Origin of the sequence: Vreelandella venusta (assembly GCF_044809155.1) — a bacterium.
GTDB lineage: Bacteria > Pseudomonadota > Gammaproteobacteria > Pseudomonadales > Halomonadaceae > Vreelandella > Vreelandella venusta_B.
Window position 1 is genome coordinate 2,889,617 of sequence record NZ_CP085241.1, and the last position, 18,220, is coordinate 2,907,836.

Annotated in this window: 16 protein-coding genes; 7 read left to right on the forward strand and 9 right to left on the reverse strand. The window is 56.2% G+C overall.

Going from position 1 to position 18,220, the window contains the following annotated elements; genetic code table 11:
- Positions 1–4: 4 nt before the first annotated feature.
- The 9 genes from bamA to rpsB form a co-directional block, all read right to left on the reverse strand.
- Positions 5–2,356, reverse strand: a complete 2,352-nt coding sequence (bamA, locus tag LG301_RS13450) for an outer membrane protein assembly factor BamA (RefSeq protein ID WP_404471662.1) — start codon at positions 2,354–2,356, stop codon at positions 5–7.
- A 100-nt stretch (positions 2,357–2,456) separates the two neighbouring features.
- Positions 2,457–3,815, reverse strand: a complete 1,359-nt coding sequence (rseP, locus tag LG301_RS13455; RefSeq protein WP_404471663.1) for an RIP metalloprotease RseP — start codon at positions 3,813–3,815, stop codon at positions 2,457–2,459.
- Between the two features lie 58 nt (positions 3,816–3,873).
- Complete coding sequence (gene ispC, locus LG301_RS13460; protein ID WP_404471664.1) at positions 3,874–5,061, reverse strand: 1-deoxy-D-xylulose-5-phosphate reductoisomerase; 1,188 nt, start codon at positions 5,059–5,061, stop codon at positions 3,874–3,876.
- Positions 5,058–5,879, reverse strand: a complete 822-nt coding sequence (locus LG301_RS13465; RefSeq protein ID WP_404471665.1) for a phosphatidate cytidylyltransferase — start codon at positions 5,877–5,879, stop codon at positions 5,058–5,060. Before LG301_RS13465 ends, ispC begins: the two co-directional genes overlap by 4 nt.
- Complete coding sequence (gene uppS / locus LG301_RS13470; RefSeq protein WP_404471666.1) at positions 5,872–6,657, reverse strand: polyprenyl diphosphate synthase; 786 nt, start codon at positions 6,655–6,657, stop codon at positions 5,872–5,874. The genes LG301_RS13465 and uppS overlap by 8 nt, the downstream gene beginning before the upstream one ends.
- 106 nt (positions 6,658–6,763) lie before the next feature.
- Positions 6,764–7,321 carry a ribosome recycling factor gene (gene frr / locus LG301_RS13475; RefSeq protein ID WP_263067419.1) on the reverse strand — a complete coding sequence of 186 codons (558 nt, stop codon included), beginning with the start codon at positions 7,319–7,321 and terminating at the stop codon, positions 6,764–6,766.
- Positions 7,322–7,325: 4 nt separating this feature from the next.
- Positions 7,326–8,096, reverse strand: a complete 771-nt coding sequence (gene pyrH, locus LG301_RS13480; RefSeq protein ID WP_263067418.1) for a UMP kinase — start codon at positions 8,094–8,096, stop codon at positions 7,326–7,328.
- Positions 8,097–8,215: 119 nt separating this feature from the next.
- Entirely contained in the window at positions 8,216–9,085 is an 870-nt protein-coding gene (tsf, locus tag LG301_RS13485; RefSeq protein ID WP_263067417.1) for a translation elongation factor Ts, read from the reverse strand.
- 217 nt (positions 9,086–9,302) lie between these two features.
- Positions 9,303–10,055 (reverse strand): 30S ribosomal protein S2, encoded by a 753-nt coding sequence (gene rpsB / locus LG301_RS13490; RefSeq protein WP_404471668.1) that lies wholly within the window; start codon positions 10,053–10,055, stop codon positions 9,303–9,305.
- 363 nt (positions 10,056–10,418) lie between these two features.
- On the opposite strand from rpsB, the gene map reads away from it, so the two are divergent.
- The 7 genes from map (at position 10,419) to LG301_RS13525 (ending at position 18,176) form a co-directional block, all read left to right on the forward strand.
- Positions 10,419–11,210, forward strand: a complete 792-nt coding sequence (gene map / locus LG301_RS13495) for a type I methionyl aminopeptidase (protein ID WP_404471669.1) — start codon at positions 10,419–10,421, stop codon at positions 11,208–11,210.
- The gene (locus LG301_RS13500) at positions 11,210–13,885 is read left to right on the forward strand and encodes a [protein-PII] uridylyltransferase (protein ID WP_404471670.1); all 2,676 of its coding nucleotides are present in this window, start codon (positions 11,210–11,212) and stop codon (positions 13,883–13,885) included. Before map ends, LG301_RS13500 begins: the two co-directional genes overlap by 1 nt.
- 90 nt (positions 13,886–13,975) lie before the next feature.
- Positions 13,976–15,172 carry a succinyldiaminopimelate transaminase gene (gene dapC, locus LG301_RS13505; protein ID WP_404471671.1) on the forward strand — a complete coding sequence of 399 codons (1,197 nt, stop codon included), beginning with the start codon at positions 13,976–13,978 and terminating at the stop codon, positions 15,170–15,172.
- 8 nt (positions 15,173–15,180) lie between these two features.
- Positions 15,181–15,525: a Spx/MgsR family RNA polymerase-binding regulatory protein gene (locus LG301_RS13510; protein ID WP_404471672.1), complete on the forward strand. Its 345-nt coding sequence runs from the start codon at positions 15,181–15,183 to the stop codon at positions 15,523–15,525.
- An 80-nt stretch (positions 15,526–15,605) separates the two neighbouring features.
- Positions 15,606–16,631 carry a 2,3,4,5-tetrahydropyridine-2,6-dicarboxylate N-succinyltransferase gene (dapD, locus tag LG301_RS13515; protein WP_404471673.1) on the forward strand — a complete coding sequence of 342 codons (1,026 nt, stop codon included), beginning with the start codon at positions 15,606–15,608 and terminating at the stop codon, positions 16,629–16,631.
- Positions 16,618–17,790: a succinyl-diaminopimelate desuccinylase gene (gene dapE, locus LG301_RS13520; RefSeq protein WP_404471674.1), complete on the forward strand. Its 1,173-nt coding sequence runs from the start codon at positions 16,618–16,620 to the stop codon at positions 17,788–17,790. The genes dapD and dapE overlap by 14 nt, the downstream gene beginning before the upstream one ends.
- Positions 17,787–18,176, forward strand: a complete 390-nt coding sequence (locus LG301_RS13525; RefSeq protein ID WP_404471675.1) for a hypothetical protein — start codon at positions 17,787–17,789, stop codon at positions 18,174–18,176. The genes dapE and LG301_RS13525 overlap by 4 nt, the downstream gene beginning before the upstream one ends.
- The last annotated feature ends 44 nt before the right edge of the window (positions 18,177–18,220 follow it).

Genomic DNA, 18,220 nt, shown 5'->3' on the forward strand with positions numbered 1-18,220 from the left:
TGTATTAGAAAGTTTGACCCAGCGAGAACTGGAAGAACTGAGTATCATCCCCACTTTCATCGTTCAGCGGCTCAGCAACACTAAAGGTTAGCGGGCCTACCGGCGTTAGCCAGGATAGACCAATACCAGCGCTGTAGCGCAGGTCACCAAAATCTACGCCTGAACTGCAGCGCTGGCGTTCGGCATCCTCTTCCAACACATCGTAGCAAGAGGTCAGGAAAGTATTACCGGCATCCACAAAAAACGATGTTTGCAGCGAGCGCTGATCTTCAATAAACGGCAGCGGGAAAAGTACCTCGGCACTCCCTTGCATCAGCACGTTACCCCCCATTGTGCGATCACGACCGCCTTCACGTGCAGGCGTGGTGCGTTGACCAAGCGTATTGGAGGTGAAACCACGTACTGAACCTAAACCACCTGCGTAGAAGTTTTCATAGAAGGGATAGGGGTCGTTGCCGCCAAGCGTGTCGGCATAGCCTAGGTGGCCACTAAATTTAAGCGCCCAGGTTTGGTCATCATTTATTGGGAAGAGCTGCTGACCTCGCGCTTGCAGCTTGTAGTACTCTGCATCACTTCCGGGCACGCCGGTTTCCGCGGAGACCCGCTGGTAATTACCGGCCGTGGGCATAATGCCTCGGTTTAAGTTATTGCGTGTCCAGCTTGCCGTTAGTTTAAGGCTTTGAGCGTTCTCCCCCTGATCCTCTACGTAGCGGCGGATTTCTGACGCCGTATCGAAATAGGTTTTCACCGTTAAGTCTTCGATACTGGCACCGAAATTAAGCCGCGAAAGCTCACTTATCGGGTAGCCGAAATCAATTCCCGCACCGTAGGCATCTGTCGAGAACGTCGAAATATCCGAATCGGCGTAATCCGTCTCACGGTAAAACACGTTATAGCCGCGGGAAATACCGTCTAATGTCCAATAGGGATCGGTAAACGCAAAATTGACGCTGGTGAACGTGTCGCTACGCTGGGCACCAACATTGACACGGTTCCCCGTCCCCAAAAAGTTATTTTGTGCCAACCCAACGCCGTAAATCACCCCGGCGCTTTGCGAGAAGCCAACGCTGGCTGAAACCGAGCCTGAGGGCTGCTCTTCAACGTTGTAGGTCACATCCAGCAGATCAGGCTGGCCTGGTACAGGCTGCGTATCGACTTCCACTTGGCTAAAGAAGCCAAGACGCTCAAGGCGCTGCCGAGACTGAGTAATCGACTCAGTCGATGCAGGCGCCCCTTCTAGCTGAATCATCTCACGACGGAGCACTTCATCCTGCGTGGTGGTGTTGCCGAAGAATTCGATACGGCGCACATAGGCACGTTGGCCTGAGTTCACCGCAATAACGAGATCAACGGTTTCACCATCGCCAGCCCTTTCGGGCACACCTTGAACTTCAGCAAAGGCAAATCCTTCGGCGCCAAGACGCTGACGCAATGCTTCAGTGGAGGCATTTACCTGACTACGGGAGAAGGTATCGCCACTACTAATTTCAAGCAGTTGGCGCGCCTCGTTTTCACTAATCTGCAGGTCACCCGCAAAACGGATATCCCCCACGCGGTACTGGTTACCCTCATTAATATTGAGCGTAATAAATATTTCAGACTTCTCTGGACCAATCGATACCTGGGTAGAAGTGACATCGAAGTTCACATAGCCACGATCCAGATAGAAAGAGCGCAGACGCTCGATATCGCCTGAGAGCGCCTCTCTTGAGTACTCATCTTTTGAAAACCAGCCAAATATCCGTCCAGGACGATCATTGAGCTCAAAGACAGAGCGCAGCGTGTCATCATCAAAGTCTTCGTTACCAACAATATTGATTTGACGAATTTTGGCTACTTCACCTTCATCAATATTGATGTTGACCTGAACTCGCCCCTCATCAATTTCCTCAACATCAACATTAATACCTGCGCTGTAGCGGCCTTGGGACTGGTAAACCCCCTCCAGCTCGCGCTGAATCTCTTCTAGCGTAGAAAGCTGCAGCACTTGACCTTCGGACAGCCCCGACTGGCGCAGCCCGTTACGGAGGTCTTCTTCATCAATCTGCTGGTTACCACTGATGTTTAGCCGTGCAATTGTCGGACGCTCAACGACCTGAACAATGAGAACGTCACCCTCCCGTGCCAGGGAAACATCCTCGAACAGGCCCGTTGCAAATAGGTCGCGTGCAGCCTCAGACAGCTGCTGTTCGCTAACGCGGTCATTGGCACTCACGGGAAACGCATTAAAGACCGAGGCGGCGGAAACCCGCTGTAGTCCTTCCACACGAATGTCCGAAACATCAAAGGATTGTGCTTGGGCGCCGCTGGCGCCTGCCAGCAAAAGTGCCGCCATTCCAAGGGTCTTGATTTTCATGCAGTCAGTTCGCTCGCGTTGGTCTGCCTGTCGTTCCAGACAGGCACCATATACATTTGTGCAGGCGGATGACAAGGCATCCAGCGCGCTACACGCGTCATTACCACAGGCGCATCAGATCAAAATAGAGGGCCATCAGCATTAGGGTGCCTACCATGGCAAGCCCGATACGTAGCCCTACCGCTTGCGTTTGTTCAGAGACCGGCCGGCCACGCACGACCTCTATAAAATAATAAAGCAGATGCCCACCATCGAGCACCGGGATTGGCAATAAGTTGAGCACCGCCAGACTAATGGAAAGATACGCTAGAAAGCCAACAAACGCTTCCATCCCTGCACGTGCGGAGTCCCCTGAAATTTGCGCAATGGTGATAGGCCCAGACAAATTAGAGGGTGAGATCAGCCCCACGAACATTTTACGAATAGCGTCTAGCGTCAGCAGCGTCATTTCACCCGTGCGCGATAACGCTTGTCCAACCGCCTCGATAGGGCCGTAACGAATTTCACGCTGAAGCTCCGCAGGCCATGAAACTTGCTGTACGCCGGCACCAATATAGCCGACCTCTCTTCCCCCCTCTAGGGTGTTAGTACCTGGCGTAAGCGACAGCGTACCCTGCTCGTCGCCGCGCTGGTAGCGAACGTCTAAAGTTTGGCCTGCGCTATCGCGGATAGTGGCGACAAACTGCATCCAGTTGCTTACCGATTCACCGTTTACGGAAAGAATGCGATCACCCGTTTGAAGCCCTGCCTGAGCCGCCGCTTGACCTTCCATCACTTGCCCCAGCACGGCGGGCAAGTTGGGGCGCCAAGGGGTAATGCCTAAGCTTTGCAACGGCTGTGGTGGGTCTTGGCGAACGAGGTAGTTAGTGACCGGCAACTGATAAGCACGCGGCGTACTCGACCCTTCGGGCAGCGCCTCAACGGACAGTTCGCCGCTAAAGCCAATAATAGACACCAGCTTTAGGTTGATCTCTTCCCAGGAGCGCATCGCATCGCCCTGGATAGCGGTGATTTCGCTGCCATGGGCAAGGCCTGCTTCAGCGGCGGGTGAGTTTGGCTCAATGTCGCCTACGATAGGCATTACCGTTGTCGTGCCTGCGACAAACAGCGCCCAGTAAGCGACGATAGCCAGTAAAAAGTTAGCTAGGGGGCCAGCCGCCACAATCGCGATTCGCTGCCAAACATTTTTGCGGTTAAAGGCTTGGTTAAGCTGCTTTTCAGGAACAGGGGCTTCACGCTCATCGAGCATTTTTACATAGCCGCCCAGCGGTATTGCCGCCACGGCAAACTCTGTGCCGTGCTGATCCACAGTGGACCAGAGCGGTTTACCAAAGCCAACTGAAAAGCGCAGCACTTTGACGCCACAGCGTCGCGCCACCCAGAAATGGCCAAATTCGTGAAAGGTTACCAACAACCCAAGCACCACGATGACCGCAAGAATATTTTGTATCAGGCCCACACTTCGCTCCTTTACACGCTGCTCAGCGAATGGCTGATGCCTGCGCGCCATACTGGTGTTATCGCTGTATTTTCAACGCTGCCTGTTCACGCGCCCACTTATCTGCCGCTAAAATTTGCTCAAGCGAATCAGCGCTGCCGTCAAACGGCTGTGCCATCACCGCAGCCACCACTTCTGCAATAGCGCTAAAGCCAAGCTGTCCCTCTAAAAAGGCGTCTACCGCGACTTCATTGGCGGCATTAAGAATCGCCGGCGCTGCCCCGCCTTTTACCATCGCCTCTCGAGCCAGGCGCAGACAAGGGAAGCGCGTTTCATCCGGCGCTTCGAAGTCGAGCCTCGCGACCTGAAAAAGGTCTAATGTCTCAACGCCTGCATCAATACGCTCCGGCCAAGCCAGCCCATAAGCAATCGGCGTACGCATATCAGGGTTGCCCAGTTGCGCAATCACGGAGCCATCGTCGTATGCTGCCATAGAGTGGATCACGCTTTGGGGGTGCACGACCACCTGAATTTGCTCGGGAGAGGCATCGAACAGCCAGCACGCCTCTATAAGCTCAAGGCCTTTGTTCATCAGCGTGGCGCTATCGACGGAAATCTTGCGCCCCATCGACCAGTTTGGGTGCGCGCAGGCCTGGTCTGGAGTCACTGTGGCAATATCTTCCACGCTCCAGGTGCGAAATGGGCCGCCCGAAGCGGTCAGCAGCAGTTGGCGCACCCCGTGGCGCGCAAGGCCACCTCTATGCTGAGCAGGTAGACACTGATAAATAGCATTATGTTCAGAATCAATCGGCAATAGCGTGGCACCAGAACGCGCCACAGCATCCATAAACAGCGCCCCGCTCATGACAAGCGCTTCTTTATTGGCGAGCAGCACACGTTTGCCCGACTCTGCTGCCGCCAGCGCAGGCAGCAGCCCTGCGGCACCGACAATAGCCGCCATCACCGTATCGACGTGCGCCTCACGAGCAACATCGCAAAGCGCTGCTGGCCCCGCCAGCACCTGCGTGGGGATATTGGCCTCGGCCAACGCATCACGCAGCCACTGCGCGTCGCGCGGATCGTTAAGCACCGCTACATGAGGGCGGTGCACTTTGCACTGGGCCAACAAGGCCTCTTTTGAGGTATGGGCGGTTAGCGCGTATACCCGATAGCGGTCAGGGTGGCGGGCAATCACATTAAGCGTGCTATTGCCTATTGAGCCGGTAGAGCCAAGCACGGTGACGTGCTGCAGCGTCGGCTGACTCATAACGCACTCACCTGTAACTGAAGCACCTGCAAGTAGAGCAGCGCAAAGATCGGGATAGCCGCCGTTAAGCTATCAATACGATCCAACACGCCACCATGACCGGGCAATAATTGGCTGGAGTCTTTAATATTGCGATGGCGCTTCAGCATACTTTCTAGCAAGTCACCCAGCACCGAAATAAGTGTCACCAGCGCGGTAATCATGAGCAGCGTTAAACCGCCGACAACGCCTAGCGCCTGCCAAAAGGCAAACCCGATGGCCAGCAGCGAAGTAGCGACCATGCCACCAACAACGCCCTCCCAGGATTTGCCTGGGCTTACACTCGGTGCCAACTTACGCTTACCCCACTGGCGGCCAGCAAAGTAGGCGCCGATATCCGCACACCATACAAGTAGCAGGACAAACAGCAGCCAAACAGCACCGCTATCACGGAGAACATTGAAGCCCACCCAGCACGGCAACAGCACCCACACACCCATCAACAGACGGCGAGAGCGCGTTTGCCACTGCTGGCCAGCTTCTGGATAACGGGTGACCCAAAAAAGGTTCAGCAGCCAGCCAATGGCCGCAATCCATAAAGGCCAAACAGCCAACACTGTGCCGCTCACCCACATGATAACCATCAGCAGCGCCAGAATCGCGACGTACTGCAACCGCGAACGATGGCGGGTAACACCGGCCAAGTTGGCCCACTCCCACGCCCCTAAAAGCACTATAAGCGCGGTAAATAGCGCAAACGCGCCACCTTGCAGTCCGAACAGGCCGATCAGCGTTAGGGGAGCTAACCAGGCTGCGGTGATAATCCGCTGTCTAAGCACCTTGCGCCTCTATTTGTTCGTCAGTCATGCCAAAACGGCGACGGCGCTGGCAAAAATCATCCAGCGCTGTATCTAACGCCGCTGCGTCAAAATCGGGCCACAGCAGAGGAGAGAAATACAGTTCAGCGTAGGCGAGCTGCCACAGCATAAAGTTGGAGAGCCGCTGCTCGCCACTGGTACGAATACACAAGTCCACCGGCGGTACCTGCTGGGTATTCATCGCAGCATCGAGTCGCGCTTCATCGATATCAGCGGCCACGATCTCTCCCGCGGCGACCTGCTCCGCCAACTGTCTGGCCGCTCGGGCAATATCCCACTGACCGCCATAATTGGCCGCAATCACCAGATGCATGCCCGTATTGGCAGCGGTCAGCGCCTCAGCGCGCTGGATATGCTTTTGGATAGCATGGGAGAAGCCGCGCTGCTCACCGATAATAGAAAGGCGAACATTACGCTCGTTGAGCTTTTTAACCTCGCGCTTGAGCGCCATTAAAAAAAGCTCCATGAGCGCATTGACCTCATTCGCAGGACGTTTCCAATTTTCACTGGAAAAAGCGAACAAGCTTAAGGTTTTCACACCGCGTTCGGCGGCGCGCTGGATCACCGCTCTGACGGCTTCAACACCCGCGCGATGGCCGCGCACACCAGAAAGTCCGCGTGCACGCGCCCAGCGGTTGTTGCCATCCATAATGATAGCGACATGTAGCGGCAGCGCCTCCTCGGAGTGAGAAGGCGTTGCGCCGCCCGGCTGCTTGTCAGGAAGCTGCGGTGACGTCATGGGTTCTCGCACCAAAGATCAGTCATAGGTAAGCCAAGCCATGGCCTGACGGGCAGCGCTTGGCTGCCCGCGACTAAACAAAAACAGTCAGTGATAGTAACAACCACTAAACCTGCATGAGATCGTGCTCTTTGGCGGCAAGCGCCTTGTCGATCTCAGCGATGTACTTGTCAGTCAGCTTCTGGATTTCATCTTCACCTTGACGCTGATCGTCTTCGGTAATCTCTTTATCTTTTAGTAAAGATTTGAAATCGCCGTTGGCATCACGGCGCACGTTGCGCACGGCGACACGGGCGTGTTCGGCTTCGCTGCGGGCCTGCTTGATATAGCCTTTACGCGTCTCTTCGGTCAGCATCGGCATTGGCACACGGATGACGTTGCCAGCGCTTGACGGGTTCAGCCCAAGATCAGAGGTCATGATGGCCTTTTCAATTTTCGGCACCATGCTCTGCTCCCAAGGAACGACTGTTAGCGTACGCGCGTCTTCGACGTTCACCGAAGCCACCTGGCTTAGCGGTACTTGGCTGCCGTAATAATCAAGCGTTACTGCATCCAAAATACTGGGGTGCGCACGCCCTGTACGAATTTTGTTGAAGTTGCTATTCAGCGCTTCAACACTTTTCTTCATACGGGAATCTGCATCTTTCTTAATATCATTGATCACGTTGTTACCCTCTGTCTATCAGCGTGCCTTCCTTGCCCCCTACTACCAAATTCAGTAAGGCACCAGGCTTGTTCATATCGAATACCCGCACTGGCATATTATGGTCACGTACCAGGCAGATAGCGGTCAAATCCATCACGCCCAGCTTCTGTTCCAGTGCATCGTCATAGGAGAGCTGGTCGTATTTAATGGCGTCGGGGTACTTCACCGGATCCTTATTGTACACGCCGTCCACCTTGGTGGCCTTGATGACAACGTCGACGTCCACTTCAATGCCGCGCAAACAGGCAGCAGAGTCGGTGGTGAAGAAAGGGTTACCGGTGCCTGCAGAAAACAGCACCACATCACCCGATGTTAAATAGCGGATGGCGGTACGGCGGTCATAATGTTCCACCACACCGCTCATGGGAATCGCTGACATAACCCGCGAGCGGATATTAGAGCGCTCCAGCGCATCACGCATGGCCAGGGCGTTCATCACCGTTGCCAGCATTCCCATATGGTCACCCGTCACCCGATCCATGCCGGCTTCGTTCAACGCCGCACCACGGAACAGGTTACCTCCCCCAATCACAATCCCCACCTGAACACCAATACCGACCAACTGGCCAATCTCAAGCGCCATACGATCCAACACTTTAGGGTCGATACCAAAATCGTGCTCCCCCATCAGCGCTTCGCCTGACAGTTTCAGCAAAATACGCTTGTATTTTGATTTTGACTTATCAATTTTCGCGGTAGCAACGGGGGTAGACTCTTGAGCATCATGTGACATGGCATCTCTCCTGAGGCAGAACTAGGCAGCGGTGGGTGAGGTAGCCCAATTTAGTAAGGGCCGGATACGCGAAGGCGTGCGCTTGCGCGCACGCCATCTTATTACTTGAACCTCTGACCTTAGCGACGGCCAGCCTGTTCCATGACTTCTTTAGCAAAGTCGACTTCTTCTTTCTCGATGCCTTCACCCACTTCAAAGCGGGTAAAGCCAACGACTTCACCACCGGCCGCTTTCACAAACTCAGCCACGGACTGGTTCGGGTCTTTTACGAACGGCTGCTCGGTCAGGCTGTTTTCAGCCAGGTACTTCTTCAGACGACCACCCACCATCTTCTCAGCGATCTGCTCTGGCTTACCGGCCATATCGGGCTGGGCCATGATGATCGCTTTCTCTTTGTCCAACTCTTCCTGGGGCATATCTTCAGGATGAGCGACTGACGGATTAATCGCGGCCACGTGCATAGCAACGTCTTTAGCGGCTTCGCTGGTGCCGCCTTTCAGCACGGTCAGAACGCCAATGCGGCCGCCGTGAACGTATTCGCCCACCAGACCGCCTTCAACGGCATTCACGACAACGGCACGACGTACGCCGATGTTCTCGCCAATTTTCTGAACGAGCTGCTCGCGAGCAGACTCAAGGTCGCCTGCCATAACCGCTGCAACGTCTTCGTTTTTCGCCGCAAAGAATGCATCAGCGATCTTGTTGGTGAACGCGATGAAGTTGTCGTCACGAGCAACGAAGTCGGTCTCGGAGTTGATTTCAACCATCACGCCGTAGCTGCCGTCTTCGGCGACACGGGTAACCACCGCGCCTTCTGCTGCGGTGCGGCCCGCTTTCTTCGCGGCTTTAAGACCAGAGCTTTTACGTAGATTCTCGATTGCGACTTCGATATCACCGTTGGTTTCAGTGAGTGCTTTTTTACACTCCATCATGCCAAGACCGGTACGTTCGCGCAGTTCCTTAACCTGGGAGGCGCTGATAGCTGCCATGAGAATTCACCTCGGAAATGGTTCTAGCTGAGAGTTAAACGCGCCACAAAGTATAAGCCCGGTTGATGACCACCGCGACTACTGTGCAGTGCGCTTGCCGGCGTTACGTAACCGGCGTGTTCGGCCCGCTTGAGCGTACCCAAAGCGGGAAAAAGGGGGCATAAGGCCCCCTCTTAACGCGATGCGGCCTCACTGCCCGCCGCACCTACTACCTGTCTTACTCGGCAGCAGCGTTAGTATCGGCGGAAGCGGCTTCTTCTTCAGCTACTTCGACGAACTCGTCCGGACGACCTTCTTTCGCGCGGTTACAGGCGTCAGCAATTGCTTTCACGTAAATCTGAATAGCGCGGATGGAGTCATCGTTACCCGGGATCACGTAATCAACGCCATCTGGGTTAGAGTTGGTATCTACCACGCCAATAACCGGGATGCCCAGCTTGTTGGCTTCGTTGATCGCGATGCGCTCGTGGTCGACGTCGATAACGAACAGTGCGTCCGGCAGGCCGCCCATGTTCTTGATACCACCGATAGAACGCTCAAGCTTATCTTGCTCGCGCGTTGCCATCAGTACTTCTTTTTTGGTCAACTTCTCGAAAGTGCCATCTTCGCGCATGGTTTCTAAGTCACGCAGACGCTTGATAGACTGACGGATAGTTTTGAAGTTGGTCAGCATGCCGCCCAACCAGCGATGGTTGACGAACGGCTGACCAACGCGATTCGCTTCTTCTTTGATGATCTTGCTAGCGCTGCGCTTGGTGCCAACAAACAAAATTTTGTTGTTGGATGCCGCCATCTTCTCAATCACATCGACCGCTTCGTTCAGTGCAGGCAGAGTGTGCTCAAGGTTGATGATATGAATCTTGTTGCGCGCGCCGAAGATGAATTTACCCATCTTCGGATTCCAGTACTTGGTCTGGTGACCGAAGTGAGCGCCTGCTTTCAGCAGGTCACGCATATTAACGTGAGACATGATAAAACTCCTGAAACTCGGGTTAGGCCTCCACGCACCCCATGGATCCGACCAGTAGCGCCGCTAAGCGTCACTAAAGGCACCCGGGACCATGTGCCGGTGCATGTGTGTTTTCAAGGCTTGCTGTTAAGCAGCACAGGGGTATCCTTGCTGCTATCTAATTGCCTTCTATTAATCGCTCTACCAGCCAAGAAGCGTGGGATGGCGATTGCAGGAAAGCGCGCGGCTTTATACCATAGATCCTTACCAAGATGAAGTCACCGCCCATAAAACGGCGTTACTTCGCCGCTACTATTTGCCGTTTATCACTTGCTTTCCAGCACTTACTGTCACCCACTTACTTAGACCCCACATCGAGAATTCATGAACGTTCCTATTAAGTCGCCTTCTGAAATCGAGAAAATGCGTGAGGCCGGGCGCCAAGCTGCCAGCGCTATTGAAATGATCACCCCCTACGTTAAAGCAGGTATCAGCACTGGGGAGATCGACCGCCTGTGTCATGAGTACATTGTCAACGAGCTAGGCTCGACGCCAGCGCCGCTTAATTACCACGGTTTTCCGAAAGCAACCTGCACCTCGATCAACCATGTGGTATGTCACGGCATTCCAGACGATGCCAAAAAGCTTAAAAACGGCGACATCATGAACCTGGACATTACGGTCAAAACCGCCGATGGCTACCACGGCGACTCCAGCGTGATGTTTGTGATCGGCGAGACCATTCAGGGCGAGCGCCTGTGTCGCATCACACAAGAGTGTCTCTATAAAAGCATTGAGCTGATCAAACCCGGCGTTCGCCTCTCAGAACTTGCCCGAGTCATTCAAAAGCATGCTGAAGAGCACGGCTACTCTGTCGTACGCGATTTCTGCGGCCACGGCATTGGCGCTGACTTCCACGAAGACCCGCAGTTTTTGCACTACGATGGCTATGCGCCAGATGCGGATATCGCGCTGGAAGCCGGCATGTGCTTCACCATTGAGCCAATGATTAATGTCGGCGGTTACAAAACCAAGGTGCTGCGCGATGGCTGGACCGCCGTCACCAAAGACCGCAGCCTGTCTGCTCAGTGGGAACACACCCTGCTGGTCACCGAGTCCGGTGTTGAAGTGCTCACCGCACGCAGTGATGAAGACTTTAGCTTTTTGAATCGCTGATGCTACTCCACCACTACCGGTTCGAGCCGGACACCGCACTGTATGATCTTGAGGCCTTTCGCACCGAGCTGCAGGGAGCACGCTCCCCTGTGGCGCCCTTCAAAGCGGCGCTACGCGAGCTTCAATCCCGGCTAGATGAGCAGTTCCGTGGCGGCGCCGATATCCGTGACCTAGTGCGCGGACGGGCGTGGTATCTCGATCAGCTGCTGGCCATTGCCTGGGCACAACACGTCTGGCCCGATGATAGCGTCGCCCTGGTCGCCGTGGGCGGCTATGGGCGCGGCGAACTGCACCCTCACTCTGATATCGACTTACTGTTTCTACTCGAGCGCGACGACGACACGCCTTACCGAGAGTCGCTAACCGCCTTCATTACGTTCCTATGGGATATCGGCCTGGAGATTGGCCACAGCGTGCGCTCGCTCAACGACTGTGTGCGTGAAGCCGAAGCAGATGTGACGGTCATCACCAACTTACTGGAATCACGGCTGATCGCTGGCCCTGAATGGCTGCGAGAGCAGATGCGCGAGCGGCTAAACGCTGACCATCTCTGGCCGGCCAATCGCTTTTTCGAAGCCAAATGGCAAGAGCAAATCGCCCGCCACTACCGCTACAACAACTCTGAATACCACTTGGAGCCCAATCTAAAGAGCTCGCCGGGCGGGCTGCGCGACATCCAAATGATCGGCTGGGTGGCCAAGCGTCACTTTGGTACGGAACAGTACACTGACATCGTCGCCAACGGTTTTATGAACGATGCCGAGCTGCGCATACTAAGCCAAGGCCAAGCCTTTTTATGGCAAGTACGCTACGCCCTGCATATGCTGACAGGGCGTGCCGAAGACCGCCTACTCTTTGATCACCAGCGCACCATTGCCGACATGTTCGGTTTCAAGGACACCCCCGAGCGGCTCGCGGTAGAGCAGTTTATGAAGCGCTACTACCGCCACGTGACGGCCCTAGCTGGCCTCAACGACATGCTGCTGCAGCATTTCGACGAAGTGATTTTGCGCAGTAAAGAGTCGCTGGAAACGGTCAAACTGAACGAGCGCTTTGAAACCAAAGGCGGCTATATTCAGGTGCGCTCGCGCAGCCTGTTCCGCGAGCGCCCGGCGGCCATGCTAGAGCTGTTTTTACTCATGGCGAAACACCCTGAGATAGAGGGCGTGCGTGCGGACACGATTCGCTTAATTCGCGACCATCGTCATCAAATTGACGATCACTACCGGGAAGATCCACGTCATCAGCGGCTGTTTATGGCGATCATCCGCGCCCCGGGTAACGTTCCCCGCCAGCTTAGGCGCATGAACCGCTACGGCATTCTGGGCAAATATCTGCCGGAGTTTGGCCGCGCCGTGGGGCTAATGCAGCATGATCTGTTTCATATCTACACGGTGGATGCCCACACCCTGCGACTGCTGAAATTTCTCCACGGCTTTCGCAAGCCCGATGCCAAGGACGACTTCCCCGTAGCAGCCACGCTGATCCACCAACTGCCCAAGCTGGACTTACTATGGATTGCCGGACTGTTTCACGACATTGGCAAAGGCCGCGGCGGAGACCACTCGGAAATTGGGGCACGGGATGTAGAGCAGTTTTGCAAACGCCACCACGTTTCCCAACGCGATACCAATTTGGTGCGCTGGCTGGTAGAGCACCACCTACTGATGTCTATGACGGCGCAAAAGCGCGACATCAGTGACCCTGATGTTATCCGTGATTTTGCCATCGTGGTGCGCGACGAAACCCGCTTAGACTACCTCTACGTTCTCACCGTTGCCGATATCAACGCCACCAACCCCACCCTATGGAATGGCTGGCGTGCTTCCCTTCTACGTCAGCTCCACGCTGAAACCAAGCGCGCATTAAGGCGCGGCTTAAACAACCCGCCCGACCGGGATGACTGGGTACGCGAAACCCGCACCGAAGCGCGCTCGCTGCTGCAAACGGTCGGTGTCGATAGCGCGCACATCGACCAGCTATGGGAGTCATTGGGAGAGGATTACTTCCTGCAGTACGCGCCCAGCGAGATTGTCTGGCAGACCCAAGGTATTCTCAATCACCAGCCCTCGCCGCTTCCGCTGGTGCTGATCAGCGCTCCCACGGCGGATATGGCGGAAGGCGGCACCAAAGTGTTTATTCACACCCGCTCGGTGGATGACCTTTTCGCGGCTACGGCTGCCGCGATGGAGCAGCTGGGGCTCTCGATTCACGACGCTCGGATTGCTACGTCGCACAATAACTGGACGCTGAATACGTTTATCGTGCTGGATAGCCACGGTCAGCCCATTCGCGACCCAGAACGCATCGAGGAGATGCGCAGCCATCTGGTGGAAGAGCTGGACGACCCAGACGACTACCCAGAAATCGTCACTCGGCACACCCCGCGCCAGCTTAAGCACTTCAAAGTCCCGACCGAAGTAGTGATTGAGCAGGACCCGGCGAACGAGCGCACCCTGCTAGAGCTCACCGCCCCCGACCGCCCCGGCCTGCTGGCCCGGGTGGGGCGCATTTTTATGGAGCAGGATATCTCGCTCTCAGCCGCTAAAATTGCCACGCTAGGTGAACGGGTAGAGGACGTTTTCTTTATCACGACCAAGGCAGGCGAGCCGCTTACCGACCCCGAACGCCAGCAGCAGCTTCGCGAGCGCCTGATTGAGGTATTAGGGGTTTAATAACGTTTGCAAACCCGGTTAGGTTTGAGCCTACACCGGGGCTTGCCTATAATCGGCAGCTTACGCCCGCCAGCCATCAACGGACACGCTATGAATCCTGACTTAAACGCCCTGCATCCCTATCCGTTTGAGAAGCTGGCCGCCCTCAAAGCGGCGCTGACGCCCCCAGCGGGGCTTGAGCATATCCCTTTAACGATTGGTGAGCCTCAGCACGCCCCCTACCAAGGCGCGCTTGATGCGCTTATGGCTCACCAGCTAGAGATGGCTCGCTACCCAGCCACCAACGGCCTGCCTGCGCTGCGCGAGACCATTGCCACTTGGGCCACCCAGCGCTTTGGCTTAGCCGGGCTTGATGCCGAACGTCAGGTACTTCCGGTTAACGGTACCCGCGAAGCGATCTTCGCCTTCGTACAGGCGGCACTGGATCGCACTCGCCCGGCCAACGTAGCCGTACCCAACCCGTTCTACCAGATTTACGAAGGCGCGACGCTACTGGCAGGAGGCGCGCCGCTCTACCTGGACTGCACCGCCGAGAACGGCTTTCGCCCCGATTTTTCTGCGATTAGCGCAGACACGTGGCGCGATGTGCAGATCGTGTTTATCTGCTCGCCGGGCAATCCCACTGGGGCTGTCACCCCGCTGGCTGAGTTCAAACAGCTGATTGCACTGGCCGATGAGCACGACTTCATCATCGCCTCCGACGAGTGCTACTCCGAGCTTTATCTGGACGAGAACACGCCGCCGCCAGGGCTTTTGCAAGCCTGCGCCGAGCTTGGCCGTGATGACTACCGCCGCTGCGTGGTCTTTCACTCGCTCTCTAAGCGCTCCAACCTGCCGGGGCTACGCTCTGGTTTTGTGGCGGGGGATGCGGATCTGTTAGCGCCGTTCAAGCGTTACCGCACCTATCACGGCTGCGCCATGTCGCTGCCGCTACAGCACGCTTCTATCGCCGCCTGGCAGGACGAAACCCACGTGCGTGCTAACCGCGATGCCTACCGTGAAAAATTCAGTGCGGTAACGGAAGTACTTGCTCCGGTGATGGACTTCCCCACTCCGCAAGCAAGCTTCTACCTGTGGCCTGCAGTGCCCGGCGGTGATGATATCGCCTTCACCCAGCGGCTGTTCAGCGAACAGCACGTGAGCGTACTGCCCGGCAGTTTGATGGGCCGCCCGGGGCAGAACGGTCACAACCCCGGAGCCGGTCGGCTACGCTTAGCGCTAGTGGCAGAACTTGAGCCAACGTTAGAAGCGGCCAAGCGCCTACGTCAATTGATCGAACTCAGCTAGGAGGCTGCATGCTGACGCTCTACATGATTAGCAACTGCGATACCTGCCGCAAGGCACGCAAAGCACTGGATGAGAAAGCGCTGCTCTATAAAACCCACGATCTGCGCAAAGACGGCCTTTCCGCTGCGCTACTAGAGCATATTTTACATCGCGCCCCCCTAGTCGACGTGATTAACAAACGTAGCAAAACGTGGCGCGAGCTTTCGGATGAAGAGAAAGATTACGACGCGAATTCGGCTCGTCAGCTGCTGCTCCAGCACCCCACCCTGCTCAAACGACCGCTGCTGGAGCTGGACGATGGCACCATTTTGATAGGCTACCGCGATGGCGACTACGACAAACTAAGCGGCTAGCCCCCTCACTCTCACGCACTTAACAGCTCTTACGCTCTTACTCTCTTTCACGCTCTTAAACACTTAAAGGAAGACGCATTATGCTGAGCTTCGCGCTTGGAATCGGCACTCAAAACACTCAGGGCGACTGGCTGGAAATTTACTACCCGGCTCCGCTGCTTAATCCACCAGAGAGCCTCATCACGGCCGCCAAAGAAGCGCTGGATGCGCCAGCGGGCAACGCGCCCGTTAGCTTCTTACCGGAAGACTGCACGCGCCTAGCCAAAGCGCTGGAAGCGGCCGGCCATCCTGATCAGGCAGAGCTGGCTGAAGCATTAGCGGCCAGCCACCGCCCGCTGGTGGCCATGTTTTTAGAGAGTGACCAGGCGCCGCAAACCGCTCCCGAGGTGTACCTTAAGCTTCATCTGCTTTCCCACCGCTTAGTGAAGCCCCACGGGCTGGATCTGACCGGCATGTTCGGCCTGCTGCGTAACATCGCCTGGACGAACGAAGGTGCCATCGATATCGAAGAGCTGCCCGCCCGCCGCCTAAAAGCACGCTTGGCTGGCCGTGCGCTATCGGTCGACTGCGTGGATAAATTCCCCAAAATGACCGATTACGTGGTCCCCACCGGCATTCGCATTGGCGACACCTCCCGCGTACGTCTGGGTGCTTACCTGGGTGAAGGCACTACCGTCATGCACGAAGGCTTCGTCAACTTCAATGCGGGCACCGAAGGCCCCGGCATGATTGAAGGACGTATCTCTGCAGGCGTTATGGTCGGCAAAGGGTCAGACCTTGGCGGCGGCTGCTCGACCATGGGCACGCTTTCCGGCGGTGGCAACATCATCATCAAAGTCGGCGAAGGCTGCTTGATCGGCGCCAACGCCGGTATTGGCATTCCGTTAGGCGACCGCTGCACCGTCGAAGCAGGCCTCTACATCACGGCAGGCTCCAAAGTCACTCTGTTGGACGACCAGGGCCAGGAAGTCAACACCATCGCCGCCCGCGAGCTGGCGAATCAAGACGACCTGCTGCTACGTCGCAATTCGCAAAATGGCCGCATCGAGTGCCTGACGAATAAAAGCGCCATTGCGCTAAATGAGGCGCTGCATGCCCATAACTGAGCCTGACGCACTGTCGCCTACGCTGAAGCTGGCGTTTGAACTACTTGGCCGTGCATCGGTAACGCCAGATGACGAAGGCTGCCAGGGTATTATGATCGAGCGCTTAACGGCGCTCGGCTTTCATGTGGAGCAGCTGCCGTTTGGCGATGTGAAGAATTTCTGGGCGGTACGCGGCCATCACGGCCCGGTTTTGGCCTTTGCAGGGCATACCGACGTTGTGCCCAGCGGGCCACATACCAGCTGGGAGTTCCCGCCCTTTGCCCCCTGTATCGATGATAACGGGATGCTCTGTGGGCGCGGTGCCGCGGATATGAAGGGTAGTCTGGCCGCCATGCTGACCGCCGTTGAGCGTTTCGTTGCCGCCCATCCTGAGCATGATGGCCGCATTGCGTTCTTAATTACCTCTGACGAGGAAGGGCCGGCAGTCGACGGCACCCGTGCGGTGGTGGAGCATCTGCGTGAGCGCAATGAGCGCCTGGATTACTGCATCGTCGGCGAACCGTCATCCACGTCCCGCTTGGGGGACGTCATTAAGAACGGTCGTCGTGGGTCGCTGGGTGGCGTTCTGCATATCAAAGGTATACAGGGCCACGTCGCCTATCCTCACTTGGCACGCAACCCGATTCATCAAGCGATGCCAGCCCTTGATGCACTGACAAATGAGCACTGGGATGCAGGCAACGACTTCTTTCCCGCAACGAGCTTTCAGATCTCTAATTTCCGAGCGGGCACCGGGGCCACCAATGTGATTCCGGGCGAGGTGGAAGTTGTCTTTAACTTCCGCTACTCAACTGAAGTCACCCATGAAGAGCTGAGGGCGCGCACCGAGGCGATTTTGGATCAGCACGGCCTTGAGTATCATATTGACTGGACACTCAACGGCGAACCGTTTTTAACCGCTGAAGGCGAGCTGGTGGATGCGGCGATTCGCGGCGTAGAAGCCGTCACCGGCGAACGCCCGCAGCTCTCTACCAGCGGCGGCACCTCGGATGGTCGTTTTATCGCCACCCTTGGCACCCAGGTCGTCGAGCTTGGCCCGCTTAACGACACGATCCATAAAGCCAACGAGCGCGTGCTCGCCAGCGACCTTGACCAACTAAGCCGCATTTACGAGGCCACGCTTCAAGCGCTGCTAATCCAGGAAGAGGTAAGCGTATGATGGAGCGGTTTCCAGATATTGAGGTGTACCTTGCGAAAGTGTCGCTGGAGCATATCAACACATGGCTACAGGAGGCGCTGAGCGCGCCTCCCCTGAACCCGGCGGGTAAAGGTAAGTGGAAAACCCGTGGCCAGCATGAGGGACAAGCAGTTCCGGTGCTGTTAGTTGACAAGGCCGCTGACGGTTTTGCCAGCTTATGGTTTGATAGCCAGCACACACCCTGGCATACCGACCAAGAGTGCGCTCAACACGCCGCCGAGGCGCTGCAAACGGAAGTGCGCTGCTCACTGGGCGGTTGGCATCCCGGCGATGATCCAGACCGCTTTTGGCAAGTGTTGCCAGGCGGTCAAGAAAAAGCCATTGAGTGGCCAGATTCGGGCCGCTAAACGCAAAACCCCCGCATGCGCGGGGGTTTGCTATTTCAACAACT